Raw genomic sequence first — 24,733 nt, 5'->3', positions numbered from 1 at the left:
CGGCATGCCGTCCTCCCGAGCCCGTCGCCGCGCCCGCCCTGCCGTGCATCGCCCCGCCGTGCGCCGCCCGCTCCTGCACCTCGCGCTCGCCGCCCTCGTCCTGGTCGGCGGCACGGCCGCCGGGTCGGTGTACATGAGGGCCCGGGCCCTGGACGGCGCGGGTTCCGCCGTATCGTCGTCGGCGTCGTCGTCGGTGACGCCGACGGCATCGGCCTCCGCCGTACCGGAGGCGGACATGCCCGCTGAGGAGGCTTCGGTGGAACCGGTCGCGGCGCCCGCGGTGGACCACGACGCGCTGCTCGCGACGGCGCTGGCGGGGGTGACCGTCGAGGACGGGGCGGCCCTGTCGGTGGCGGTGCTGGACATGGCGTCCGGGGAGTCGGCCCGGTACGGGGACGCGCGCTTCGAGACCGCGAGCATCGTCAAGGCGGACATCCTGGCGGCCCTGCTGCTGCGGGCGCAGGACGCGGACCGGCACCTCACCGCGCAGGAGCGGACGTACGCCGCCGCGATGATCCGGGACAGCGACAACGCGTCCGCGACGGCCCTGTGGAAGGCCGTCGGGCAGGCGGACGGTCTCGACGCCGCGAACGAGCGGTTCGGGCTGACGGACACCGAGGGCGGTGACGGCCTGTACTGGGGCCTCACCCGGACCACGGCGGCCGATCAGCTCACGCTGCTCCAGCAGGTGTTCGGTGACGACGACACCTCGGAGCTGAGCGCGGCCTCGCGGGCGTACGTCCAGGAGCTGATGGGAGACATCGCGCAGGGGCAGGACTGGGGCGTCTCGGCGGCGGCGGCGGGCGGGGCCTCCGGGGCCGGGTTCGCCCTGAAGAACGGCTGGTTGCCGCGTACCGCCACCGGGCTGTGGGTGATCAACAGCATCGGCCGGGTGACGGTGGACGGGCGGGCCCTCCTGGTCGCGGTGGTGTCGAACGGCAACACGACGAAGGCGAAGGGGATCTCGCTGGTGGAGTCGGCGGCACGGGCGGCCGTCTCGGTGTTCGAGGACGGAACGGGCGGGGCGGCCGGGGCGCGTGCGGCGGCCGGGTCCGGGGCGGGCGTGGCCGGCACCTCGTAGGCGCCGGTGTCAGACCACGTACTCGTCGGGCCGGCCGCGACCGCGACCGCGCCACACCATCACGGCGACGACCAGCAGGAACGCTCCGAGTCCCCCGGCGGCGGGGGCCACCCAGCCGGCCGTCGGCTCCTCCTTCTCCACCGGGTCCGGCCCGGAACCGAAGTACTTGCCGCCGTACGACGCGGTCTTGAGGTCGTCGGAGGTGAGCGCGGCGCCCTCCCGGATGGCGGCCGCCGGGTCGACGAAGCCGAAGCCGCGGGAGTCGTCGCGGCCGCCGACGGGGGCCTCGCGGGCGGTGTCCTCCAGGAGGCGTTTGACCTGGGCGGGGGTCAGGCTCGGGTGGGCCGCCTTGATGAGGGCGGCGGCACCGGAGACGAAGGCCGCGGCGGCGCTGGTGCCCCAGCCCTCGTAGTACTTGCGGTCCGGGTCGGCGATGACGACGTCGACGCCGGGGGCGCTGACGGTGGCGTACCAGCGGCGGGTCGAGAAGGGGGCGCGGTCGCCGTCCTCGTCGACGGCGGTCACCGCGATCACTCCCGGATAGGCGGCCGGGTAGGAGATGTGGTCGCCCTTCGCGCCGCCGTTGCCGGCCGAGGCGACGACGATCGACCCCTTCGACAGCGCGTACTGGACGGCGGCGTCCTCGGAGGGTTCCGGGTGGGCGGACTCGGAGTCGTCGCCGAGGGAGAGGTTGATGACGTCGACGTCCTGGTCGGCGGCCCAGCGGATGCCTTCGGCGAGGGCGTTGCCCCGGGTGCTGCGGGCCTTGGAGCGGGCCGGGTCCTTGTCCTCCAGGATGACGCGGACGGGGAGGATCTTCGCCTCGGGGGCGATGCCGAGGACGCCGTCGGCGTTGTTCACGCCGTGTCCGTGTCCGGCGATGATCCCGGCCATGGCGGTGCCGTGCCGGGCCCAGGGGCGGTCGCCGCGCGAGGCGCCGAAGCCGACCATGTCCTTCGTCGGCAGGATGTTGCCGGCCAGGTCGGGGTGCTCGTCGTCGACGCCGGTGTCGAGCACCGCGACGGTGATGCCCGCGCCCTTGGTGGTCCGCCACGCCTCCTGGGTGTGCATCGCGTCCAGCGCCCACTGCTGGTCCCGGATGCCGTCGGCGTGCGCGGCGGTGGACGGCAGGAGGGCCAGGGAGGCGGCGAGGGGGAGGCTGAGCAGGGCCAGGCGCGGGCGCCGGGCCCGGGGCCCGGGGTGTCCGGTGTCCTGTGCCGTCGCAGGTGTCCTGGGTGTCCTGGGTGTCCCGGGTTCACCGGTGTTCATGAAGGCTGCTCCGTGGCGGACGCGGCGGTCGCGCGCAGACCGCGTTCGATGCGGTCGGCGAGGCCCTTCGCCTCGTGGCCGAGACCGGACTGGGCGGGGGCGGTGGTGGCGCCGGCCTTCATCGCGTCCTCGGCGGGCTGGGGTTCGGTGACGGTACGGCCGTCGGCGAAACCGGAGACGGCGTAGACGACGACGGGGACGTCGGTGAGGACGGAGACCGTCCAGGAGGCCCGCTGGTCGTCGCCGAAGCCGGCCGCCGCGGTGTCCTCGGCGGCGTACGGCCGCGGCATCAGGTCGGTGCGGCGGTCGAGTCCCTCCTTCGCGAAGCGGTTTCTGAGGGCGGTCATGGCGGCGGCGTCGGACTTGGTGAACATCAGGCCGACGGTGGTGACGTTGCTGCTGGTCGCGTCGGTGTAGGTGGCGCGCAGCAGGCGCAGACAGCCGACGGGGGCGAGGACCTTGCGCAGGAGGGGGTCGAAGGCGTCCGCGCAGCCGCTGTCGGGCGCGACGGCGATCCGGGTCCAGGTGCGGTCGGTGCCGCCGGGTCCGGCGCCCTCGCCCCGCACGGTGGGCGGGAACAGCTCGTCGACGGGTACGCCGTGCCACAGCTGTCCGGCGACCGCGAACGTGTCACGGGAGCCCTCGGTCCCGGAGTCGCCGCTGAGCCAGCTCCCGGCCGCCGCCCCGCCGATGAGCCCGGCGCCGAGCACCACGCACAGCGCCACGGCGGCGGCCCGCGCCGCGGTGGGCCGGGGCTTGCGGGGCTGTGCGCCGTACGGCTCCGGTGGGGTCCACGGCGAGGTGTCGGGCTGTGCGAACGTCACGTAGGGCCGCCCGGGGGATGCGCCGAGGACGCCGTCGAGGGCTTCGGCGGAGCGCCGGGACGAACCCGACGGGGGCTGCCAGGCGCCGGGACGCTCGGGTGTGAGGGGCCGCGGGTGCGGAGTGCCCTCGGGGGCCCGCTCCTCGGGCAGCGGACGACGGAGGGGCGGCGCGGCGGGGGGCGGGCCGGAGGGCGGGGCGGCACCGCCGGATGCCGTCACGCCGTCGCGGGAGGCCGACGGGCCGGGGGTGCGAGGGGGCGCGCCGTCGGTGAAGGAGCCCACCTGCCGGGTGGGCGCGCCGCCGGAGGAGCGCGATGGTGGACCGCCGGCGGAGGCTCCGGTGGCCCGCCGGGTGTCCGCGGCGTCGGAGGACGGGCCGGTGGAACGAGGGGGCGTGCCGTCGGCGGAAGGGCCGGCAGGCCGGGGCGTGCGGCTCGGGAATCCGTCGGCGCCCGGGGCCGGGTCGGCGGCCCGCCCGCCCGGGAGCCGTGCGGAGCCGGAGGACGGTGCGGGGCCGGAGGGCCGTGCGGAACCCGGGGACGCCGCGGATCCGGCGGGACGCGCGGGAGCCGTCCGGCGGGTGGTGTCTCGTGTCGACGGCGGTGCGTCGGGGAAGCGGGCCGAGGCCGGGGGCGGACCGTCCTCCCGGCGGCCGGCGGGCGGGGGGCCGTCCGGGAAGCGGGCCGAGGCCACGGGCGGGGCGTCCGGGAAGCGCGTGGGAGCGGCCGGCGGTGCGTTCAGGAAGCGGGTCCACGCCGGGGGCGGGGCGTCCGGGAAGCGGGCGGAGGCGGCCGGCGGCGGCGGGGTGGCCGGGGTGCCGCCGTTCTGGCCGGTGGTGCGCCGGAAGTCGGAGAAGCGCGGGTGCTCGCCGCGACGCGGGGCGGTGCCGCCGTCCGCGGACGCGTCAGGGGCGACGGGGCTCCGGCCGGCCGGCCGGTCGGCGTCGCGCGCCGGGCTCGGCCCGTCCGGCCGTCCGGCGGAGCCGCGCGCCGAGGTGCGACCGGGCACGGCCTGGCCGGCGCCCCGCGCGGCATCTGGGCCCGGGGCCGCCTCGCCCGGCCTCCGTACGGGGTCGGGCCCGGGCACCGCGCCGGAGCCGCGTACGGGGCCCTGGCCGGCCGGCCGCCAGGAGCCTCGCGGGAAGCCGTTCTGACGGGCAGCCGTCGGGTGGGTGTCGTTCTGACGGGCCGTCGAGGCGGTGCCCTGCGGACGGTTCGGGTCGGTGCCGTGCGGGCGGTTCGGGTCGGTGCCCTGCGGACGGGAGGACTCGGGCCCGTCGGCCGAACTCCGTTCGCCGGCGGGGGTGTTCGGCGTGTCCACCGTGCCGGGGCGTCGTCCGTCCCGGGGCGCGTCCGGCGTCGGCGCGGGCGCCGAGGACGGGAGGGGCGGAGTGCCGGGCCGCGCGGGCGCGGGCGTCACGGGAGGCCGCTGCGGGCGGCGTGGCACGGTCGGGCCGGTCCCGGCCGACGGCGCGCGGTCCGGGCGGGGCGGGGGAACCGGGGAGCCCCCCGTCGGACCGGGCCGGAACGGGGAGCCGGAGCCGGACGCACGGGTGGTGGTGCCCCGCGGAGGTGCGGTCGGGGCGGAGGAGCCGGAGGCCGGCGGACTCGTGTCCGTGGCCCGGCCGTCGGGCCCGGGCTCCCGAGACGGAGGCCGGGGCGGGGTGCTCGGCGCTTCGGCCGGTGGCGTGGCCGCCGGCTCGTGGTCCGGCGGTATGGACGGGCGGGGCGGGACCGGGGGGCGTGGGGGGATGGAGGCACGACGTGCTTCCGTGCTCATGCACCCCCCGTTTCCTCGTCCCGTGCGACCCGGAGGTCGTCCGGGCGTCCGACCGCCCGTGGGGAGCGGTCGTCACGCGTACCCGGGACGCGCCCGCCGGCAGCCGTCGTCACCACGGGCAAGCCATACCCGCGGCAGCGGATCGGCATCCCCGTCGAGGTCGTCCCTGCGTGCGCGTCACTCTACGGGCTGGGCCCCGTGGAACGGGAACCAGTCCGCCGGCCCGTGGCTTCTGCCCGGAACGTCCCCCTACCCTGCGGTAATCATGTCTGGCAGGCTTCGTGCATGACTGCGCGCGCCGCCGACCGGGCCCGGTACGACCGGGCCACAGCTCATCTCGACGCCCCTCTGGCGATCGTCGACCTCGACGCGTTCGACGCGAACGCCGACGACCTCCGGCGCAGGGCCGGCGGCAAGCCGATCCGCGTGGCGAGCAAGTCCGTTCGCTGCCGGGCCCTGTTGGAGCGGGTCCTGGCCCGGGACGGCTTCGAGGGCATCATGTCGTTCACCCTCGCCGAGTCCCTGTGGCTGGCCCGCTCCGGATTCGAGGACGTGCTCCTCGCCTACCCGTCGGCCGACCACGAGGCCTTCGCCGAACTGGCGGGCGACCCCAAGCTGGCCGCCGCCGTGACCGTGATGGTCGACGACCCCGCCCAGCTCCAGCTGATCGACGACTCCCGGCGCGGCGGCACCGAAGTCGTGCGTGTCTGCCTGGAGTTGGACACCTCGCTGAAGCTGCTCGGCGGCCGGGTGCGGGTCGGGGCGCTGCGCTCCCCGCTGCACTCCCCTGCGCAGGTGGCCGACATGGCCCGCGCGATCGCCGAGCGCCCGGGGTTCAAGCTGGTCGGGATCATGGCGTACGAGGGTCATATCGCCGGTGTGGGCGACGCGGTGGCGGGGCGGCCGCTGCGGTCGCGTGCCATCCGGCTGATGCAGGCCACCGCGAAGAAGGAGTTGGCCGCGCGGCGGGCCGAAGTGGTGCGTGCGGTACGGCGGGTGGCCCCGGACCTGGAGTTCGTGAACGGCGGCGGCACGGGCAGTGTGCAGCACACGGCCGCGGAGGACTCGGTGACCGAGATCGGCGCCGGCTCCGGGCTCTACGTGCCGCGTCTCTTCGACAACTACACCTCGTTCAGCGGGCGTCCGGCCGCACTGTTCGCGATGCCCGTCGTACGGCGTCCGGGTGTCGGGGTCGTGACGGTCCTGGGCGGCGGCTACCCGGCCTCCGGCGCGCCCGGCCCCGACCGGCTCCCCGTGCCGTATCTGCCCGAGGGGCTGAGGTACGACCCGCAGGAGGGTCCGGGCGAGGTGCAGACGCCGCTGCTGGGGGCGCCCGCCGACGACCTGCTGCTCGGCGACAAGGTGTGGTTCCGGCACGCCAAGGCCGGCGAGCTGTGCGAGCGGTTCGACGTGCTGCACCTGGTCGAGGGCGACGAGGTGACGGCGGCCGTGCCGACGTACCGCGGTGAGGGCCACACGTTCCTGTAGCCGGGGGCGGCGGGCGCGGCGCGCGGTCTCAGGAGGGGCCGAGGCTGCTGCCCACTCCCCCGCCCGTCCCGGAGTCCGCGCCCTTGTCCCCGCCCGCGTCGCCCACCGCGCGGATGCCCTCGACGATCTCGTCGATGTCGTCGAGCGGCGGGCCGTCGTCGCCCGCGTCGAGGGCGAACCGGACGAGGACCGGGGCCTCGGAGCCGCTGCTGGACGGGAAGACGAGGGACTGGACGTATCCGCCGGGTCCGGCACCGGTCGTGACGCGCCAGCGCACGTAGTAGCCGGCGCGGCCCGCGACGGCGACCGAGCCGGAGCCGACGACCTCGTGGCCGGTGATGCCGTCGTAGGGGCGCCGGTCGAGTCCGTCGCGGTCGTAGGCGTCGTCGGCCGCCTCCTCGATGTCGTTCTCGGCGAGGACCTTCGGGGAGGTCTCGGCGCTGCCGGTGACGGTCCGGGAGACGACCGTGCCCCGGCGGCACAGGCCGTTGTCGCCGGGGCAGTCGTAGAGACCGTCGTCCGTGACGAGCACCGCGTCGTCCTCGGCCGATCCGTCGCCGTTCTCCCAGCCGTCGGGGACGGGGAACGTGATGCCGTTGAGGTCGTCGGTGACGACGTCCGGGTCGCCGGTGGGCGACGCGTCGGCGGGCTTCGTCGGGGTGGGGCTGCCGTCGGGGCCGGAGGCCGGTGAGGTGGTCGCGGCCCTCGTCTCCCGGCCGCCGTCGCCGTCGCCGCCGTCGCCACCGAGCAGGAGGACGCCGCCCGTGACCGCCCCGGCGAGCAGGACGGCACCTGCGGCGGCCAGGGCCACGGCCTTGGTGCGGCCGAGGCCCCCGCGCGCGGGCGGTCCCGGCGGGAGCACCGGCGGCACGGGCTGCTCCGGCTGGCGCCGGTGGTCGGTCCACGCGGTCCCGTCCCACCAGCGTTCGGTGAGCGGGTAGGACGGGTCGCGGTACCAGCCGGGCGGCGGCGAACTGCTCATCCCGGCACTTTAATCACACCGGGCGGGACCGGTGGTCCGGTCCCGCCCGGTGTGCTGCGCCCAGGGCGCCTAGAGCGGGGTGACGTACGCGCCGGAGATGCCGCCGTCGACCAGGAAGTCGGTGGCGTTGACGAACGACGAGTCGTCGCTGGCGAGGAACGCCACGGCGGCCGCGATCTCGGTGGCGTCGGCGAACCGGCCGACCGGGATGTGCACGAGCCGGCGTGCGGCCCGCTCCGGATCCTTCGCGAACAGCTCCTGCAGCAGTGGGGTGTTGACCGGCCCCGGGCAGAGCGCGTTGACACGGATGCCCTCGCGCGCGAACTGGACGCCCAGTTCCCGTGACATGGCGAGCACACCGCCCTTGGAGGCCGTGTACGAGATCTGCGAGGTCGCCGCGCCCATACGGGCCACGAACGACGCGGTGTTGATGATCGAGCCCTTGCCCTGACGGCGCATGTAGGGGATCGCGGCCTTGCAGCACAGGTACACGGAGGTGAGGTTGACCTCCTGGACCCGCTTCCACGCCTCCAGCCCGGTCTCCAGGATGGAGTCGTCGTCGGGCGGCGAGATCCCCGCGTTGTTGAAGGCGATGTCGACACTGCCGTAGGTGTCGAACGCGGCCTTGAACAGCGCTTCGACCTGTTCGGCGTCGGTGACGTCGACCTTGACGAAGAGCCCGCCGACCTCCTCGGCGGCCGCCTTGCCGCGCTCCTCGTCGAGGTCGCCGCAGACGACGTGGGCGCCCTCGGCGGCGAGCCGGCGCGCGGTGGCGAGACCGATGCCGCTGCCGGCACCGGTGATGACGGCGGTACGGCCGACCAGGCGGCGGCAGGTGTTTTCCGATGTCACTGTGCGGAGCCCTCCGTGCTGATGAAGACGTTCTTGGTTTCGGTGAAGGCGGTCAGGGCGTCCGGGCCGAGTTCACGGCCGATGCCGGACTGCTTGAAGCCCCCGAAGGGGGTCCAGTAGCGGACGCTGGAGTGGGAGTTGACGGACAGATTGCCCGCGCGGACGGCCTGGGAGACGCGCAGCGCGCGCCCGACGTCCCGGGTCCAGATGGAGCCGGACAGACCGTAGGGGGTGTCGTTGGCGAGGCGGATCGCGTCGGCCTCGTCCTCGAAGGGGAGGACGACGGCGACGGGGCCGAAGACCTCCTCGGCGGCCACCGGCGCGTCGGACCCGACACCGGTGAGGACGGTCGGCGGGAACCAGAAGCCGGGTCCCTCGGGGGCCTTGCCGCGGATGCCGGGCGCGTCCGGGTCGACGTACGCGCGGACCCGGTCCAGCTGAACCCGGGAGATGAGCGGGCCCATCTGGGTGGCCTCGTCGGCCGGGTCGCCGACCCGGACGGACTCGATGCCGGGGGCGAGGAGGTCGAGGAAGCGGTCGTAGGCGGAGCGCTGGACGAGGATGCGGGTCCGGGCGCAGCAGTCCTGGCCGGCGTTGTCCAGGAACGCCATGGGGGCGGCCGCGGCGGCGGCCTCCAGGTCGGAGTCGGCGAAGACGATGTTGGGGCTCTTGCCGCCGAGTTCGAGGGTGACGCGCTTGAGCAGGGCCGAGCCCTTCGCCAGCACCTGCTTGCCCACGGCCGTCGACCCGGTGAACACGATCTTCGCCACGCCGGGGTGCTCGACCAGGGCGTTGCCGGTGACGCCGCCGAGGCCGGGCAGCACCTGGAACAGCCCCTCGGGGAGCCCCGCCTCTCGGGCCAGCTCGGCGAGGCGCAGCGCGGTGAGCGGCGTCGTCTCGGCGGGCTTGAGGAGCACCGCGTTGCCCGCCGCGAGCGCCGGGGCGACGCCCCACGCCGCGATGGGCATCGGGAAGTTCCACGGGGCGATGACACCGACGACGCCGAGCGGTTCGAGCATGGTGACGTCGAGACCGCCGGCCACCGGGATCTGCCGGCCGGTGAGCCGCTCCACGCCGCCCGCCGCGTAGTCGAGCAGGTCCCGGACGTTGCCGGCCTCCCAGCGGGCGTTGCCGAGGGTGTGTCCGGCCTCCCGGACCTCCAGCAGCGCCAGTTCCTCCAGGTGCTCGTCCACGGTCACCGCGAAGCGGCGCAGCAGCCGGGCACGGTCGCCGGGGGCCAGGGCGGCCCACTGCCGCTGGGCCTTCGCCGCCAGGGTGACGGCGGCGTCGACGTCCGCCGCCGTGGCGGCCGGGACGGTGGCGACGACCTCCTCGGTGGCGGGGTTCAGTACCTGCAGCTCATGCTCGGACAAGACGGGGCCTCTCACAGCGGGTGGGTCACGGGCGGGCCCGGTGACGCGGTGGCTCGGGGATGCGCTCGACGGCTCAGGGCGTACGCGGGGGCCCAGGGCGTGCGCGGGGGCTCACAGACGTTCGAAGGAACGGCGCAGCTCCCAGTCGGTCACGGCGGCGTCGAAGGCGGCCAGCTCGACGCGGGCCATGTTGGCGTAGTGCGCGACGACCTCCTCGCCGAAGGCGGCCTTGGCGACGGGGCTGTTCTCCCACAGCTCGGCGGCCTCGCGGAGGGTGGTCGGCACCTGGTCGTACCCGGCGGCGTACGCGTTGCCCGTGCAGACCTCCGGCAGTTCGAGCTTCTGCTCGATGCCGTACAGGCCGGCCGCGATGAGCCCGGAGACGGCGAGGTGCGGGTTGACGTCTCCGCCGGGGAGCCGGTTCTCGAAACGCATCGAGCGGCCGTGGCCGACGACGCGCAGCGCGCAGGTCCGGTTGTCGTACCCCCAGGCCACGGCGGTCGGAGCGAAGGAGCCCGGCTGGAACCGCTTGTAGGAGTTGATGTTGGGCGCGTAGAGCAGCGAGAAGTCGCGCAGCGCGGCGAGCTGGCCGGCCAGGAAGTGGCGCATGACCTGCGACATGTCGTGGCCGTCGGCCATGACGTTGGTGCCGTCGGCGTTCGCGAGCGAGAGGTGGATGTGACAGGAGTTGCCCTCGCGCTCGTTGTACTTCGCCATGAAGGTGAGCGAGACGCCCTCCTGCGAGGCGATCTCCTTGGCGCCGGTCTTGTAGACGGCGTGCTGGTCGCAGGTGATCAGCGCCTCGTCGTACTTGAAGGCGATCTCGTGCTGGCCGGGGTTGCACTCGCCCTTGGCGGACTCGACGGTCAGCCCGGCGGCCTCCATCTCGTTGCGGATGCGCCGCAGCAGGGGCTCGATCCGGCCGGTGCCGAGGACCGAGTAGTCGATGTTGTACTGGTTCGCCGGGGTCAGGCCCTTGTAGCCGGCGTCCCACGCCTGCTCGTAGGTGTCCTTGAAGACGATGAACTCCAGCTCGGTGCCCACGTTGGCCGTGTAGCCCAGTTCGGCGAGGCGTTCCAGCTGGCGGCGCAGGATCTGGCGGGGCGCGGCGACGACCGGCGAGCCGTCGTTCCAGGCGAGGTCGGCGATCAGCAGCGCCGTGCCCGCGTTCCACGGCACCCGGCGCAGGGTGCTCAGGTCCGGGTGCATGGCGAAGTCGCCGTAGCCGCGGTCCCAGGAGGACATCGCGTAGCCGTCGACGGTGTTCATCTCGGTGTCGACGGCGAGCAGGTAGTTGCAGCCCTCGGTGCCATGGGCGAGGACGTCGTCGAGGAAGAAGCGCGCGGCGAACCGCTTGCCCTGGAGGCGCCCTTGCATGTCGGGGAACGCCAGGACGACAGTGTCGATCTCACCTGCCGCGACGAGGGCGTGCAGCTCCTCGACGGTGAGCGGGGGTGTGCGGTCTGCCACGGGAAAGCCTCCTAGGGGCTTCTTCGGCCACCCCGGAGGCATTCAGCCATCCGGGAGCCATAAGGTATTACCCGTAACCATTAGTTGGGAAGGGGCAACGTCCACATGGCGCAGACAGGGGCGGGACCGGGCACTCCCTGGGCCGACGACCGGCTGGCGTCCGTGCTGCGTCCGGTGCGGGCCGGCAACGGCTTCGAGGAGGCGCTGGAGCAGATCCTCCAGGTCGTCCGGCTCGGCCTGGTGCCGGGCGGCGAACGGCTCCCGGCGGAACGCGAGTTGGCGGAGCGGCTCGGGATCAGCCGGGTGACGCTGCGCGAGGTGCTCAAGGTGCTGCAGGACCAGGGCCTGATCGAGGCGCGCCGCGGACGGTACGGCGGCACCTTCGTGCTGCCGCGCGTGGCCACTCCGGGGGAGGACGAGCTGCGCCGCCGGCTGAAGGGCATCGACGTCGAGGACACGCTGCGCTTCCGCGAGGTGCTGGAGGTGGGCGCGGCGGGGCTGTGCGCGGCACACGGTCTGACCAGCGAGGAGTCCGACCGGCTGCGGACGGCCCTGACCCGCACGCACAACGCGCCGCTCACCGACTACCGCCGCCTGGACACCCTCCTGCACCTCACCATCGCCGAGCTGTCCGGCTCCCCCTCGCTGGCCGGCCAGTATGCGGCCGTCCGTGCGGGCGTCAACGACCTGCTGGACTGCATCCCGCTGCTGGTGCGCAACCTGGAGCACTCCCAGCAGCAGCACACGGCCCTGGTGGAGGCCGTGCTGGACGAGGACGCCGAGGCGGCGCGGGAGATCATGCGGGAGCACTGCTCCGGCACGGCGGCGCTGCTGCGCGGCTTCCTCGGATGAGCCCGGCCCCACCCCGCGACCCCCTCCGATGAGCATGGATTTACGCCCGCTTAACGCAGGGGTATTGCTTTTCGGCCACCCACCCCACAAAGGTATGGATCCATTCCTTTGAGTGGGGAGAGCGCCATGTCCTTGAGAGACGCGGACACCGCCGACGCGGCGGACGACTACCTGGAGCGCCGGACGCTCCGCCGGGGCAGAGCCGGCTGGGTACTGCTGACCGGCCTCGGCGTCGCCTATGTCGTCTCCGGCGACTTCTCCGGCTGGAACCTCGGCCTGGCGGAGGGCGGCTTCGGCGGCCTGGCGATCGCCACGGTGCTGATGGGCACCATGTACGCCTGTATGGTCTTCGCCCTCGCCGAGCTCTCGGCGATCCTGCCCACGGCGGGCGGCGGCTACGGCTTCGCCCGCCGGGCGCTCGGCCCGTGGGGCGGCTTCCTGACCGGCACGGCGATCCTGATCGAGTACGTGCTCGCCCCGGCCGCCATCGTGATCTTCATCGGCGACTACGTCGAGTCGCTGGGCCTGTTCGGCCTGACGTCGAGCTGGCCGGTCTATCTGTTCTGCTTCGCGTTCTTCATCGCCATCCACCTGTGGGGTGTCGGCGAGGCTCTGATCGCGAGCTTCGTCGTCACCGGCTTCGCGGTCTTCGCCCTGATCGTGTTCGCCCTGGGCGCGCTGCCCGACTTCAGCGTGGCCGCGCTCGACGACATCCCGGTGGACACCTCGGCGTACGGCGCCAATTCGTGGCTGCCGATGGGGCTGCTCGGCATCTGGGCGGCGTTCCCGTTCGGCATGTGGTTCTTCCTGGGCGTCGAGGGCGTGCCGCTGGCCGCCGAGGAGACCAAGGACCCGGCCCGCGCGCTGCCCAAGGCGATCCGCTGGTCGATGGGCGTCCTCGTGGTGCTGGCGGTGATCACCTTCTTCGCCGCGGCCGGGGCGCGCGGCTCCGCCGCCATCCAGGACGCCGGCAACCCGCTCGTCGAGGCGCTTCAGCCGGACGGCAAGACCACCCCGCTCAGCCTCTTCGTGAACTACGCCGGTCTGGCCGGCCTCGTCGCCTCGTTCTTCTCCCTGATCTACGCGGGCTCCCGGCAGCTGTTCGCCCTCTCCCGGGCCGGCTACCTGCCCCGGGTCCTGTCGCTCACCAGCAAGCGCAAGGCCCCCTACCTGGGTCTGCTGGTGCCGGGCACGATCGGCTTCGCGCTGGCCACCGCCACGGGGGACGGCGGCCGGATGCTGAACATCGCCGTCTTCGGCGCCACGATCAGCTACGCGCTGATGTCCCTGTCGCACATCGTCCTGCGCCGTCGGGAGCCGGAGCTGGAGCGGCCGTACCGCACGCCGGGCGGGGTGCTCACCTCGTCGGTGGCGCTCGTCCTCGCGTGCTCGGCGCTGGTGGCGACGTTCCTGGTGGACGTGACGGCGGCGGTCATCGCCCTCGTGGTGTACGCGGTGGCGGCGGCCTACTTCGGTCTCTACAGCCGCAAGCACCTGGTGGCGAAGGCGCCGGAGGAGGAATTCGCCGCGCTGGCCGCCGCCGAGGCAGAGTTGGCGCGGGACTGACCGGGTTCCCGAGCCCCACGGGCACCCCAGGTGCCCTCAGTCCCACAGGTCCCACAGGTCCCACGAGTCCCACAGGTTCCACGAGCAAGGAGCAAGCCGGCGTGACCAGGCCGCTGATCGGTGTGAGTACGTATCTGGAGTCCGGCGCACGCTGGGGCGTGTGGGAGCTGGAGGCGGCGCTGCTGCCGGTCGGCTACCCCCGGCTCGTCCAGGCGGCGGGCGGCATCGCCGCGATGCTGCCGCCGGACGACCCGTCGTACGCCGCCGACGCGGTCGCCCGCCTCGACGGCCTGGTCATCGCGGGCGGGCCCGATGTGGACCCCGCCCGCTACGGCGCCGAGCGCTCCCCGCGCTGCGGCCCGCCCGCGCCCGCGCGGGACGCGTGGGAGCTGGCGCTGATCCGGGCGGCGCTGGACGCCGGCACGCCCCTGCTCGGCATCTGCCGCGGCATGCAGCTCCTGAACGTCGCCCTGGGCGGCACGCTCGTCCAGCACATCGAGGACCACGTCGTCGCGGCCGGTGTCTTCGGCCGCCACCCCGTGAAGCCGGTACCCGGCACGCGGTACGCGGACATCACCGCCGAGGAGGCCGAGGTCCCGACCTACCACCACCAGGCGGTCGACCGCCTCGGCACCGGCCTGGTGCCCTCGGCCCACGCTTCGGACGGCACGATCGAGGCCATCGAACTCCCCTTCCCCGCCTGGGCCCTGGGTGTCCAGTGGCACCCCGAGATGGGCGAGGACACCCGGGTGATGCGCGCCCTGACGGAGGCGTCGTCCTGCCGGGTGGGCTGACTCCCCGGTGCGTGCCGGCCTCAGTCGGCCGCGGGTGCGCGGGTCAGGCCCAGGAGGTCCCGGGCCGGGCCCGTGGGGCGGTGGCCGGTGGGCCAGACCGCGCGGAGGGATCGTCGCAGGCGGACGCCGTGGACGGGGATGGGGACCAGACGGCGGGCGGAGAGTTCCTCGCCGAGGGCCAGCTCGCTCAGGACGGCGGGTCCGGCGCCGCTCAGCGCGGAGGACTTGACCGCCGTGGTGGAGGACAGCTCGATCAGGGGGCGCGCGAGGCTGCCGAGCGCCCCCTCCAGGACCTGCCGGGTCCCGGAACCCTTCTCCCGGAGGATCAGCGGCGTGGCGGCCAGTTCGGCCGCCTCCACGGGCTTGCGGCGGCGGGCCCACGGATGGCCGGGCGCGGTCACGACGATCAGGTGGTCGTGGGCGATCACGACCGCGTCCAGTCCGGCCGGCACCGTGGGCCCCTCCACGAACCCCAGGTCGGCCTCGTCGGCGAGCAGCCGCTCCGCGACGACGGTCGAGTTGCCCGCGAGGAGCGACACCGCCGTGTCGGGGCGGGCGGCGCGCAGCGCGATGAGCCAGCCGGGCAGCAGGTACTCCGCGATGGTCATGCTCGCCGCCACCCGCAGCCGGGAGTCGCGGCGGTCCCGCAGCGCCTGCGCGCCGGCGTCGAACGCCTCGGCCGCCTCTACGATCCGCCGGGCCCAGTCCGTCACGAGCGCCCCCGCGTCGGTGAGCCGGGACCCGCGCGGCGACCGGTCGACGAGGGCGACGCCCAGCTGCCGTTCCATCGAGCGGATCCGGCTGCTGGCGGCGGGCTGGGTGATGCCCAGCTCCCGCGCCGCCCGTCCCAGCGAGCCCAGTCGGGCCACGGCCAGCAGCAGTTCGAGGGCTCCGAGATCCGGCACCCGGTGGCCCAGCCCGCCCCGCCCCTCGCTCTCGCTCATAACCCCAGCTTATGTCCCCATACAACCGGACTCCCTGGTGGGCCCCGCCGGACTTCGCGACGCTCGGCACATGGCCACCGCAGTCCGCCCCGCCCGGTCCACTCGCCCCTCCACGCCCCACCCCTCCACGCCCCGCTCCGGCACACGCGTCGGCGCACGCCCCCGCTTCCCCGCCCTCCGCCACCTCGGCCCCCACTGGTACGCCCCGGTCATGGGCACCGCGATCGTGGCCTCGGCCGGCGCCGGTCTCCCCCTGGACCTCCCGGGCCTGCGGACGGCCTGCGCGGCCGTGTGGGCGCTCGCGCTCCTCGCCCTGGCCGCCGTGCTCGGCGCCCGCGCGCTGCACTGGGCCCACCACCGTGACCGGGCCCGCGCCCACCTCCTCGACCCGGCCGTGGCCCCCTTCCACGGCTGCCTGTCCATGGCCCTGCTCGCCGTCGGCGGCGGCGCCCTCGTCGTCGGCCGGGACTGGATCGGAGTCCGGGCGGCCCTCGCGCTGGACGTCGTCCTCTTCGGCGCCGGCACGGTCGCCGGCCTGGCGGTCGCGGTCGCCGTGCCGTATCTGATGATCGTCCGGCACCGGATCGACCCGGCCGGGATCACCCCCGTCCTGCTTCTCCCCCTGGTCGCGCCCATGGTGTCCGCGGCGCTCGGCCCGCTGCTGGTGCCGTACCTGCCGGCCGGTCAGGCGCGGCAGACGCTGCTGCTCGGCTGTCTCGCCCTGTTCGGGCTGAGCCTGCTGGCCACCCTGCTCGTGCTGCCGCTGGTGTTCGGCCGGCTGATCACGGCGGGACCGCTGCCGCTCGCCCTCACACCGAGCCTGTTCCTGGTCCTCGGGCCGCTCGGACAGTCGGCCACCGCCGTCGCCCACCTCGCCGACGCGGCCCCCGGCGCCGTACCGGCCCCGTACCCGCACGGCCTCACCGCGTTCGCCGTCCTCTACGGCGTGCCCGTCCTGGGCTTCGCGCTGCTCTGGCTCGCGCTCGCCGGGGCCATGGTCGTGCGCGCCCTGCGGCGGGGCATGGGCTTCTCCCTGGCGTGGTGGGCCCTCACGTTCCCGGTGGGGACCTGTGCGACCGGCGCGCGGGGGCTGGCCCGGCTCACCGGGCTCATCGCCCTGGACGTCCTCGCCGTGGCGCTGTACGCGCTGCTGCTGGCGGCGTGGGCGACGGCGGCCGTGGGCACCGTGCGCGGGCTGGTCAGCGGCGGGCTGCTCGCAGCGCCGCGCCCAGCATCCGCGGGGCCTCGGCCAGCGACGGCCCGTACCAGGTGAGGTGGCGCCCGCTGACCAGGGCGCACGGCACGCCGGGGAACGCCTCGGGCCCGTCGTCGGCGGTGAAGCGGTACGGCTCGTCGGGCAGGACCACGACGTCCGGCGCGGCGGCCCGCAGGTCCTCGACGGGAACCCGGGGATAGCGCTCCGCGTGCCCGGCGTACAGGTGGTCCACGCCGAGGCGTGCGAGGACGTCGCCGGCGAAGGTGTCCCGGCCGAGGACCATCCAGGGCCGCCGCCAGACGGGCACCACGGCGGTCGTACGGGGGCCGGCACCGGCCACGGCGTCCGGCGGCGCGGACCACGCCGACTCCGCCGCGTCCAGCCAGCCCGGCCGGGAACGGGCTCCGCAGGCCCGCAGCACCCGGTCCAGTTCGAGGAAGGCGCCCGGCACGTCGCGCACCTCGGTGACGAGGACCTCCAGCCCCGCCTCCCGCAGGGCGGCGAGATCGGGCTCGCGGTTCTCCTCCTCGTTGGCGATCACCAGGTCGGGGCCGAGGCGGGCGATGACGTCGGTCTTCGGGTTCTTCGTGCCGCCGATGCGTACGACGTCGAGATCACCCGGGTGGGCGCACCAGTCGGTGGCGCCGACCAGCACGCCCGGCAGCGAGACGGCGACGGCCTCCGTCAGCGACGGGACGAGGGAGACGACACGGGGAACGGAGCGCACGGCGGCCTCACGAGCCCCGGCGGTGACGGTCTTCCAGGGCCTCGATGTGGTCCGCGACGGCCACCACGACCACCCGGGTCTCCGGTTCCGTGGCCCGCCAGCGATGCCGTACGCCACCGGACATGTACAGCGTGTCGCCGCGGCCGAGGCGGTGGGCACGGCCCTCGGCCTCGACCTCGACCGCGCCGTCGACGACGTACATCAGCTCGTCGTTGCGGTGCTGGACCTCGCGGCCCTCGTCGTGGTCGCCGGTGAACTCCATGGCGTGCAGCTGGTGGTGACCGCGCACCAGGGAGCGCGCGTAGGAATCGGGGGGCGTGAAACCGTCCTCGTCGGCCGCCCGCACGACGTCGACACTGCACGCCGGGTCGGCCGCGGCGAGGAGTTCCACGGCGGTGGTGCCGAGGGCGTCGGCGATGCGCTCCAGGGAGGGCCTGCTGGGCCGGGCCCGCTCGTTCTCGACCTGGCTGAGGAAGGGGACCGACAGACCGCTGCGCTCGGCCACGGCGGCGAGGGTGAGCTGCTGTGCCCGGCGCCGCCGCCGGACGGCCGCGCCCACCCGAAGGGGCTGTTCTTTGTGGTCGCCCATCGCTCCGGCTCCCTCCTCAGCTCGTCGGTCGGCTCACGGACGCCCACCGCTGGGCTCGCGAGCGCTCACTGGTCCGGTGACGGATGTCCACCCGTCCGGCACTCGTCGGGAGCACTTCTCCTGAGGAGTTCTCTGCACCCTACGCATGTTCGGCAAACCGTTTCACGCGCCCGTCACATCCCTGTGCACCGGCGGAGGGTCCATGCTCACACTTCGCGCCAGCCCCGTCACCGTCCCGCCCGGGTTTTCCCGGGCCTCCCGGGCTCCCGCGGGGAAGCGGGCGCCGGCTCGGCGACCGCGCCGGGTCGCCGCGCCGGCACACCCCGTCACCGGAGCGGTGGCACGCGCTCCCGCGCCCGCCGGAACCGTCCCGTACAGCCACGACACGGCCCGCCGGACCGCCCGCCTTCTCCTCCGGCCACGAAGTCGCCCACCGGGCAACGCAGTTGACGGTTCGCATACGACCCATCCCACCTGCACGAAGGGGCACCCGAACCGGGGCGGCCGGGCCCCCTGAAGGGTTGTCCGGATCTTTCCCGTACTCCTGTACGGAACCACGCCGGTCCGTTCGGGGCGACCGCGCACGGGCCGGGCACCCCCGGCGACGCGGGCCGGGCGCGCGCGCCGGTTGCGCCGGGACCCGGGTGTCGGTGGCGTACGGCATGATGCGGGGCGTGACCCGACGCCTGATGCTTCTCGACACCGCCTCGCTGTACTTCCGCGCCTACTTCGGGGTGCCGGAATCCGTGAAGGCCCCGGACGGCACCCCGGTGAACGCCGTGCGCGGGCTGCTCGAATTCATCGACCGCCTGGTCAAGGACCACCGGCCGACGGACCTGGTGGCGTGCATGGACGCGGACTGGCGGCCGCAGTGGCGGGTCGACCTGATCCCCTCCTACAAGGCGCACCGCGTCGCCGAGGAGCACGAGGCCGGACCGGACGAGGAGCAGGTGCCGGACACCCTGTCGCCGCAGGTGCCGGTGATCGAGGCGGTCCTGGACGCCCTCGGCATCGCGCGCGTGGGCGTCGCCGGATACGAGGCGGACGACGTGATCGGCACGTTCACCGCCCTCGCGAAGGACCCGGTCGACATCGTGACCGGCGACCGCGACCTGTACCAGCTGGTCGACGACGCGCGCGGGGTGCGGGTGCTGTACCCGCTGAAGGGCGTGGGCACCCTGCAGCTGACCGACGAGGCGTGGCTGCGCGAGAAGTACGGCGTGGTCGGGCGCGGGTACGCGGACCTGGCGCTGCTGCGCGGCGACCCGAGCGACGGACTGCCCGGCGTGCCGGGCATCGGCGAGAAGACGGCGGCCAAGCTGCTCGACCAGTTCGGCGACCTGGCCGGGATCATGGCGGCGGTGGACGATCCGGCGGCGAGGCTCACGCCGTCGCAGCGCAAGAGGCTCGACGAGGCGCGCCCCTATGTCGCGGTGGCGCCCAAGGTGGTCCTGGTGGCGGCGGACGTCCCCCTGCCGGACGTCGACACGGCCCTCCCGCACGCACCGAAGGACCCCGCGGCGCTGGAGGCGCTCGCGGAGCGCTGGGGGCTCGGCGGATCGCTGCAGCGTCTGCTCAGTACGCTGCAGGCATAGGCGCACGCCCCACAGCCGGGGCGTACGCCGGAGGGTTGGGGGCACTTCGGTGGTGAGGACTCTGAGGCGCGATTCACAGAGTGAAGTCCTCCCACGCGCCACGTGCGTGAGGTGTCAACGAGGGGGAGATGCTAACTTAGGCAAGCCTTAGCTAGGTACTTGGGAGGCCGTCATGGCAGAGCGTCCGGTACGCAGGACCCCGAAGCCCCACTCCGCGCGAGTCGTCCGCACCGAGCGGCTCACCCCGCACATGCAGCGCGTCGTACTCGGTGGCGACGGCCTCGCCGAGTTCTCACCGCGCGGGAGCACGGATCACTACGTGAAGCTCCTGTTCGGCCCCGAGGGTGTCACCTACCCGGAGCCGTTCGACATCGAGCGGATCCGCGCGGAGTTCCCCCGGGAGCAGTGGCCCGTGACCCGGACGTACACCGTGCGCGCCTGGGACCGCGAGCTGGGCGAGCTGACCCTCGACTTCGTGCTCCACGGCGACGAGGGCATCGCCGGCCCCTGGGCCACCCGTGTCCGGCCGGGCGAGCCGATCCGTTTCCTCGGCCCCGGTGGCGCCTACGCGCCCAACCCGGAGGCGGACTGGCACCTGCTCGTCGGCGACGAGAGCGCCCTGCCCGCGATCGGCGCGTCCCTGGAGGCCCTCCCCGACGGCGCCCGCGCGCACGCGATCGTCGAGGTCGCGGGCCCCGAGGAGGAGCAGAAGATCAACTCCGATGTGGAGGTCGTCTGGCTGCACCGCGGCGACCGTCCCGTCGGCGCGGCGCTGGTCGAGGCCGTCCGCGCGCTGAGGTTCCCCGAGGGCCGCATGCACGCCTTCGTCCACGGCGAGGCGGGCTTCGTGAAGGAACTGCGCCGACTGCTCCGCGTCGAACTCGCCGTTCCCCGCGAGGACTTGTCGATCTCCGGCTACTGGCGGCTCGGGCACGACGAGGACGGCTGGCAGGCGTCGAAGAAGGAGTGGAACGCGCGAGTGGAGGCGGAACAGGAGGGCACGCCGACGGCGTGACCCCCGCGCCCGGCGACCGCCGCGGCCCACGGGACCCGCACACGACACCGGCGGCCCGGAACCGTGCGGGGCCGACCCCCCCGACCGCCCCGCCTTGTCCTGCGCCGCCCCGCCCTGCCCTGGCGACGCGGGTGGCAGGGCCGCGCGGTGTGCCCGTCGAGGTGTGCGACGGCCCTGGGCGCCCTCACCCGTGCGTGAGCACGTCCACCAGCGCGGCCAGCGCGTCCCCCAGCGCCCCCACCCCCGGCCCCGCCGCCCCGCCCGGCTCGGCCATGTACACATCGCGCCGGATCTCGATCATCAGCGCGCTCACCCGCGGATCCTTCCCGTAGTACGGCAGCGGGACGTACGTGCCCGCGAACGGGCTGTCGACACCCGTGCCGCCGAAACCGGCGAACGCCTCCTCGGCGGCGGCCAGCAGGTCCGCCGGGGTGTGGAAGGGATCGGTGCCCAGACAGACGGGCGGGCGAGGGCCGTCGCCGTGCAGCTCGTAGGGCAGCGGCTCGCTCGGATACGAGTGGACGTCGACGACCACGGCCCGGCCCACGGCCTCCAGCCGGCCGGTCACCGCGGCGGTCACGGCGTCGGCGTAGGGACGGAAGTAGCGCTCCACGAGCGGCTGCCCGTCGTACCCCGGTGCGCGAAGGGGTTCCCGGTGCGTGGTCCGCGTGTAGACGGCCCCCATCCCCACCGCCAGCATCTCCTCCCGCTCGTCCGGGAAGCGCTCGGGGTCGACCACCAGCCGGGACAGCCCGTTGACGAACCTCCAGGGGCGCGCGGACGACCGTCCGGCGGCCCGCTCGGCGATCCGGTCCGTGTACGCGTCGGTGATGTGGTCCAACTCCCGCTCCAGCGCGGCGTCGTCGAGCACGATCCCGGCCCGCACCTCGGCCGGGACGACCCGTGAGCTGTGCGGCACGTGCAGCAGCACGGGCGATCCGGGCGCGCCCGGGAGGAGGCGGTGGGAGAGCGGCGCGTGCGTCATCCGGGGATCCTCGCACGGCGCCGCGGCGCCCCTGACGGTGAGGGGCGCACGCCCGCTGCGAGGCGCGCGCCCGGCGCGGGCGTGAGGATTTGGGCCCCCTCCGGACACGGTCGTGTGACACGCGCGACACAGGTCTCCCCTAATTTCTGTCGCCCGACAGGAATTCGCGCCGCTCGTGCGCGAAGGCTCGCGCCGCCCGTGCGAAAGCAGGTTGCCGCCATGACGAGCACCGCCCCCGACGTCCGCCCGGAGCCGCCCCGCTCCCCCGACGACACCTCCCTGAACGAGTTCGGCTACCGCCAGGAACTGCACCGCAGCCTGAGCAGGTACGCTTCGTTCGCCGCCGGCTTCTCCTTCATCTCCGTCCTCACCACCGTCTTCCAGTTCTTCGCCTTCGGCTACGCGTTCGGCGGCCCGGTCTTCTTCTGGACCTGGCCCGCGGTCCTGATCGGCCAGCTGATGGTGGCCGCCTGCTTCGCGGAACTGGCCGCGCGCTACCCGATATCGGGCGCGATCTACCAGTGGTCGTCCCGGCTGTCGAACCCGACCTTCGGCTGGTTCGCCGGCTGGATCATGGTGATCGGACAGATCGTGGTGGTCGCGGCGGCCGCGCTGGCGCTGCAGATGGTGATGCCCGCCATCTGGCCGGGCTTCCAGATCGTGGGCGGCGACCCCGCGCCCACCACGGCGACGGGCGCGGCCAACGCGGCCGTGCTGGGGGTGATCCTGCTGGCCCTCACCACGTTTGTGAACGTCCTCGACAACCGGGTGCTGTCCGTGATCAACCGGGTCGGCGTGACCGCGGAGATCATCGGCGCGATCCTGATCGTCGTCCTCCTCCTCACGCACTCCGAGCGCTCCCCCGGCATCACCTTCCACACGGCCGGGCAGGGCACCGACCTCCTCGGCGCCCTGCTGGTCGGCTCGTTCACGGCCGCGTACGTGATGATCGGCTTCGACAGCGCGGGCGAGATGAGCGAGGAGACCCATCACCCCCGCCGGGTGGCACCCCGCACGATCCTCACGGCACTCGGCGCGGCCGGTCTGCTCGGCGGTCTCCTCGTGCTGGCCGGTCTGCTCGCCGCGCCCAGCCTGACCGACGGCAGGCTGGGGGTGGACGGTCTGAGCTACGTCCTGACCAGCAGCCTCGGTGACGGAGTGGGGCGCCTGCTCCTCGCCGACGTGGTGGTGGCGATCGCCGTGGCCACGCTCGCGATCCAGACGTCGGCCGGCCGCATGCTCTTCTCGATGGCCCGCGACGGCCGCCTCCCGTTCGCCGCGCGGCTCGCCGCGGTCAACCCGCGCACCGGCATGCCGACCGCCCCCGCCCTGGTCGTCGGCGTCCTCGCCGCCGCCCTGCTGCTCCTCAACTTCGCCTCGCCGGAGGCGTTCCTGGCGATCGGCACCACCTGCATCGTGATGCTGTACCTGGCGTACGCGATGGTCACCGGCCCGCTGCTGATCCGGCGCCTGAAGGGCACGTTCCCCTCCCCCGGCACGGACGAGACCGGCCGCCCCCTCTTCTCCCTCGGCCGCTGGGGCACCCCCGTCAACGCCCTCGCCCTGCTCTACGGCCTCTTCATGACCGTCAACCTGGCCTGGCCCCGCGCGGAGGTCTACGACCCGGCGGGCGGCCACTGGTACTTCCAGTGGTTCACGGTCCTGTTCCTCTTCATCACGGTGACCATCGGCCTCCTGTACCACTTGACTCGAAACAGTCGGGCGCGTTCGACCGGTAACACCACCTGACCCCACCGAGTCATCGTTGACAATCGAACAGCTGTGATCGAAGCAGGGGACAACTCCAGCCAGCCTGGGTATCATTCATGACAAATTTTCAACCGAATGCGCCCCTTATGTGCCGCAGTACGCTGGCCGTACGCCCCTTCCCGGCGACCGGCAGTAGCCCGCACGCTGGGATTGCAGCCAGAAGTGGGGACTTCTTGCGGAGGCTTGGGCTATGGCATCAAGTGGCGTTGAGGTCTCGATGGTCACCCCGGACATGCTCGCTTGGAAGGGTTCCGCGCAAGCGGCTCTCGAACAGCTGTCAAGCGCAAGGGGAATTCAGGAACTGCTTCACCGATCGCACGAACTGTGGTGCGGCTCGGCCTGTGATCGCGGTACGGCCTGCTTGTACCTGCACTACCCGCGGGCCCCGGAGACAACCACCCATCCCACAACGACAAGGTCCCGATACAACAAACAGACCGCCCACCTGTACACCGTCATGGGTGACCATGGGTACGCCGGCCCGGTCACCCAACGTCACGAGGTGAACGTCTGGCCGCTGCTGGAGAAGGTCACGGAGCGGTGGGACGCAGTACGGGCACGAGGTGACAGGCCCCCCGGGCACTATGCCGACTGGACGAAGAAGCACGACGCCCGGGCCTCCGACACCGTGTCGCGCGCCTGTCGGGACACCATCCAATGGATGGCCTGCTGGTGCGGCGAGCAGTACGGCACGGACCCACTGGGGCTCCACTACATAGCCTTCGCCACTGTCATCGACGACATCTGCATACCCCCGCTCGACCTGGTCCGCGGCCGCTTTCGTATGTACGGCCGATCCGTGCCCGACCTGATACGGGCGATGGACATGGCCGGCTGGGGGCGCGACGCGGTGCACGCACTGCTGTCTCTGGTACGGCAGGCCATCGTCCAGTACGCGGAGAAGATGGACTTCCGACCCGGGAACGAACACGTCGGGCTCCAGGAGGAGCTGAATGCCTCGCCGAACATGTGGGACGGGGTCATGTTCCGGGCCAACACCGGCAACGCCTACGGAACCGCCATCATGGTGGCCCGGAACAGTGCGACCGGCCCTGTGAGCTTCCCCTGGCTCATGGACAGCGCGATCTGTGACTGCCTTTCCATGGACCTGTGCAAGTCGACGCTCGGCATCTATTCGGCGGACGACCACCAGCCGACATCGAGCAAGAATCAAGTGGAGGAGCGGAAGGCCAGCTACCGGTCGATCTACCTCGATCTCATCGACGATCTGGTCTTCACCGGCGCGCCCGAACCCCTGGTCCATTTCGGCCGCAGCGGGTTCCTCTTCGTACAGATTCAGGACCGCTACCAGGAGCGACGCCAGGGAAGGCGATTCCCGCTGGCTCCGCCGATGGTTCGCGAGCTGGAGCGACTCTTCGGCAAGGTGCCGACGGACGTATGGCTCGACGATGCGTTCATCGCGGCGAATCGCATCCGGCTCGCGGATTCCCCCGCCCCCAGCCGCTCGCAGGATGTGGATCAGCCTCACCGACTCCGGGCGAGCGACCGGGAGGACACGCGAGGCACACGACTCCTCGCCTGAACCGGCATACCGGTCGGTG

The 24,733-nt window shown here is 73.6% G+C and carries 20 protein-coding genes; 10 read left to right on the top strand and 10 right to left on the bottom strand.

The window, feature by feature from the left end; genetic code table 11:
• Positions 1–4: 4 nt before the first annotated feature.
• A complete protein-coding gene (locus tag PYR72_RS38545; protein ID WP_275459596.1) occupies positions 5–1,081 on the top strand; it encodes a serine hydrolase in 1,077 nt (358 codons plus the stop codon).
• 9 nt (positions 1,082–1,090) lie between these two features.
• Here PYR72_RS38545 and mycP read toward each other — a convergent pair whose 3' ends face one another.
• Positions 1,091–2,350: a type VII secretion-associated serine protease mycosin gene (gene mycP / locus PYR72_RS38540; RefSeq protein ID WP_275459595.1), complete on the bottom strand. Its 1,260-nt coding sequence runs from the start codon at positions 2,348–2,350 to the stop codon at positions 1,091–1,093.
• Positions 2,347–4,593: a hypothetical protein gene (locus tag PYR72_RS38535; protein ID WP_275459594.1), complete on the bottom strand. Its 2,247-nt coding sequence runs from the start codon at positions 4,591–4,593 to the stop codon at positions 2,347–2,349. The genes mycP and PYR72_RS38535 overlap by 4 nt, the downstream gene beginning before the upstream one ends.
• Positions 4,594–5,238: 645 nt before the next feature.
• Between PYR72_RS38535 and PYR72_RS38530 the strand changes: the two genes are divergently transcribed.
• The gene (locus PYR72_RS38530; protein ID WP_275459593.1) at positions 5,239–6,441 is read left to right on the top strand and encodes an amino acid deaminase/aldolase; all 1,203 of its coding nucleotides are present in this window, start codon (positions 5,239–5,241) and stop codon (positions 6,439–6,441) included.
• Positions 6,442–6,469: 28 nt separating this feature from the next.
• Here the strand turns inward: PYR72_RS38530 and PYR72_RS38525 are convergent, their stop codons facing one another.
• The 4 genes from PYR72_RS38525 to PYR72_RS38510 all read right to left on the bottom strand — a co-directional run bounded on the left by PYR72_RS38525 (position 6,470) and on the right by PYR72_RS38510 (position 11,118).
• On the bottom strand, positions 6,470–7,423 hold the full coding sequence (locus PYR72_RS38525) for a DUF2510 domain-containing protein (RefSeq protein ID WP_275459592.1): 954 nt from the start codon (positions 7,421–7,423) through the stop codon (positions 6,470–6,472).
• A 69-nt stretch (positions 7,424–7,492) separates the two neighbouring features.
• Positions 7,493–8,275: a 3-oxoacyl-ACP reductase gene (locus PYR72_RS38520; protein ID WP_275459591.1), complete on the bottom strand. Its 783-nt coding sequence runs from the start codon at positions 8,273–8,275 to the stop codon at positions 7,493–7,495.
• Positions 8,272–9,648: an aldehyde dehydrogenase family protein gene (locus tag PYR72_RS38515; RefSeq protein ID WP_275459590.1), complete on the bottom strand. Its 1,377-nt coding sequence runs from the start codon at positions 9,646–9,648 to the stop codon at positions 8,272–8,274. The genes PYR72_RS38520 and PYR72_RS38515 overlap by 4 nt, the downstream gene beginning before the upstream one ends.
• 111 nt (positions 9,649–9,759) lie before the next feature.
• Positions 9,760–11,118: a glutamine synthetase family protein gene (locus PYR72_RS38510; RefSeq protein ID WP_275459589.1), complete on the bottom strand. Its 1,359-nt coding sequence runs from the start codon at positions 11,116–11,118 to the stop codon at positions 9,760–9,762.
• A 105-nt stretch (positions 11,119–11,223) separates the two neighbouring features.
• On the opposite strand from PYR72_RS38510, the gene PYR72_RS38505 reads away from it, so the two are divergent.
• From PYR72_RS38505 to PYR72_RS38495, 3 genes are all read left to right on the top strand, one after another.
• Positions 11,224–11,970, top strand: coding sequence for an FCD domain-containing protein (locus tag PYR72_RS38505; protein WP_275459588.1), 747 nt, complete (start codon positions 11,224–11,226; stop codon positions 11,968–11,970).
• Between the two features lie 126 nt (positions 11,971–12,096).
• The gene (eat, locus tag PYR72_RS38500; RefSeq protein ID WP_275459587.1) at positions 12,097–13,536 is read left to right on the top strand and encodes an ethanolamine permease; all 1,440 of its coding nucleotides are present in this window, start codon (positions 12,097–12,099) and stop codon (positions 13,534–13,536) included.
• Between the two features lie 101 nt (positions 13,537–13,637).
• Positions 13,638–14,330 (top strand): gamma-glutamyl-gamma-aminobutyrate hydrolase family protein, encoded by a 693-nt coding sequence (locus PYR72_RS38495; protein ID WP_275459586.1) that lies wholly within the window; start codon positions 13,638–13,640, stop codon positions 14,328–14,330.
• A gap of 20 nt (positions 14,331–14,350) precedes the next feature.
• Here the strand turns inward: PYR72_RS38495 and PYR72_RS38490 are convergent, their stop codons facing one another.
• A complete protein-coding gene (locus PYR72_RS38490) occupies positions 14,351–15,274 on the bottom strand; it encodes a LysR family transcriptional regulator (protein WP_275459585.1) in 924 nt (307 codons plus the stop codon).
• Between the two features lie 70 nt (positions 15,275–15,344).
• On the opposite strand from PYR72_RS38490, the gene PYR72_RS38485 reads away from it, so the two are divergent.
• On the top strand, positions 15,345–16,547 hold the full coding sequence (locus PYR72_RS38485; RefSeq protein ID WP_275459584.1) for a TDT family transporter: 1,203 nt from the start codon (positions 15,345–15,347) through the stop codon (positions 16,545–16,547).
• Here PYR72_RS38485 and PYR72_RS38480 read toward each other — a convergent pair.
• The gene (locus PYR72_RS38480) at positions 16,474–17,217 is read right to left on the bottom strand and encodes a helical backbone metal receptor (RefSeq protein ID WP_275459583.1); all 744 of its coding nucleotides are present in this window, start codon (positions 17,215–17,217) and stop codon (positions 16,474–16,476) included. The genes PYR72_RS38485 and PYR72_RS38480 overlap by 74 nt on opposite strands.
• Positions 17,218–17,224: 7 nt before the next feature.
• Complete coding sequence (locus tag PYR72_RS38475) at positions 17,225–17,806, bottom strand: XRE family transcriptional regulator (RefSeq protein ID WP_013004904.1); 582 nt, start codon at positions 17,804–17,806, stop codon at positions 17,225–17,227.
• A 665-nt stretch (positions 17,807–18,471) separates the two neighbouring features.
• Between PYR72_RS38475 and PYR72_RS38470 the strand changes: the two genes are divergently transcribed.
• Both PYR72_RS38470 and PYR72_RS38465 read left to right on the top strand, forming a co-directional pair.
• Positions 18,472–19,401 (top strand): 5'-3' exonuclease, encoded by a 930-nt coding sequence (locus PYR72_RS38470; protein ID WP_275460633.1) that lies wholly within the window; start codon positions 18,472–18,474, stop codon positions 19,399–19,401.
• A 172-nt stretch (positions 19,402–19,573) separates the two neighbouring features.
• The gene (locus PYR72_RS38465) at positions 19,574–20,416 is read left to right on the top strand and encodes a siderophore-interacting protein (RefSeq protein WP_275459582.1); all 843 of its coding nucleotides are present in this window, start codon (positions 19,574–19,576) and stop codon (positions 20,414–20,416) included.
• A gap of 184 nt (positions 20,417–20,600) precedes the next feature.
• Here PYR72_RS38465 and PYR72_RS38460 read toward each other — a convergent pair whose 3' ends face one another.
• Positions 20,601–21,401, bottom strand: coding sequence for an N-formylglutamate amidohydrolase (locus tag PYR72_RS38460; protein ID WP_275459581.1), 801 nt, complete (start codon positions 21,399–21,401; stop codon positions 20,601–20,603).
• A gap of 219 nt (positions 21,402–21,620) precedes the next feature.
• Here PYR72_RS38460 and PYR72_RS38455 point away from each other — a divergent pair, with 219 nt between their 5' ends.
• A complete protein-coding gene (locus PYR72_RS38455; protein WP_275459580.1) occupies positions 21,621–23,150 on the top strand; it encodes an amino acid permease in 1,530 nt (509 codons plus the stop codon).
• A 523-nt stretch (positions 23,151–23,673) separates the two neighbouring features.
• The gene (locus PYR72_RS38450; RefSeq protein WP_275459579.1) at positions 23,674–24,714 is read left to right on the top strand and encodes a hypothetical protein; all 1,041 of its coding nucleotides are present in this window, start codon (positions 23,674–23,676) and stop codon (positions 24,712–24,714) included.
• The last annotated feature ends 19 nt before the right edge of the window (positions 24,715–24,733 follow it).

This window comes from Streptomyces sp. VNUA24 (genome assembly GCF_029167005.1).
Taxonomy (GTDB): Bacteria; Actinomycetota; Actinomycetes; order Streptomycetales; family Streptomycetaceae; genus Streptomyces; species Streptomyces scabiei.
The sequence above is the reverse complement of the archived record's forward strand: the minus strand, read 5'-3'. Positions and strand labels throughout refer to the sequence as shown.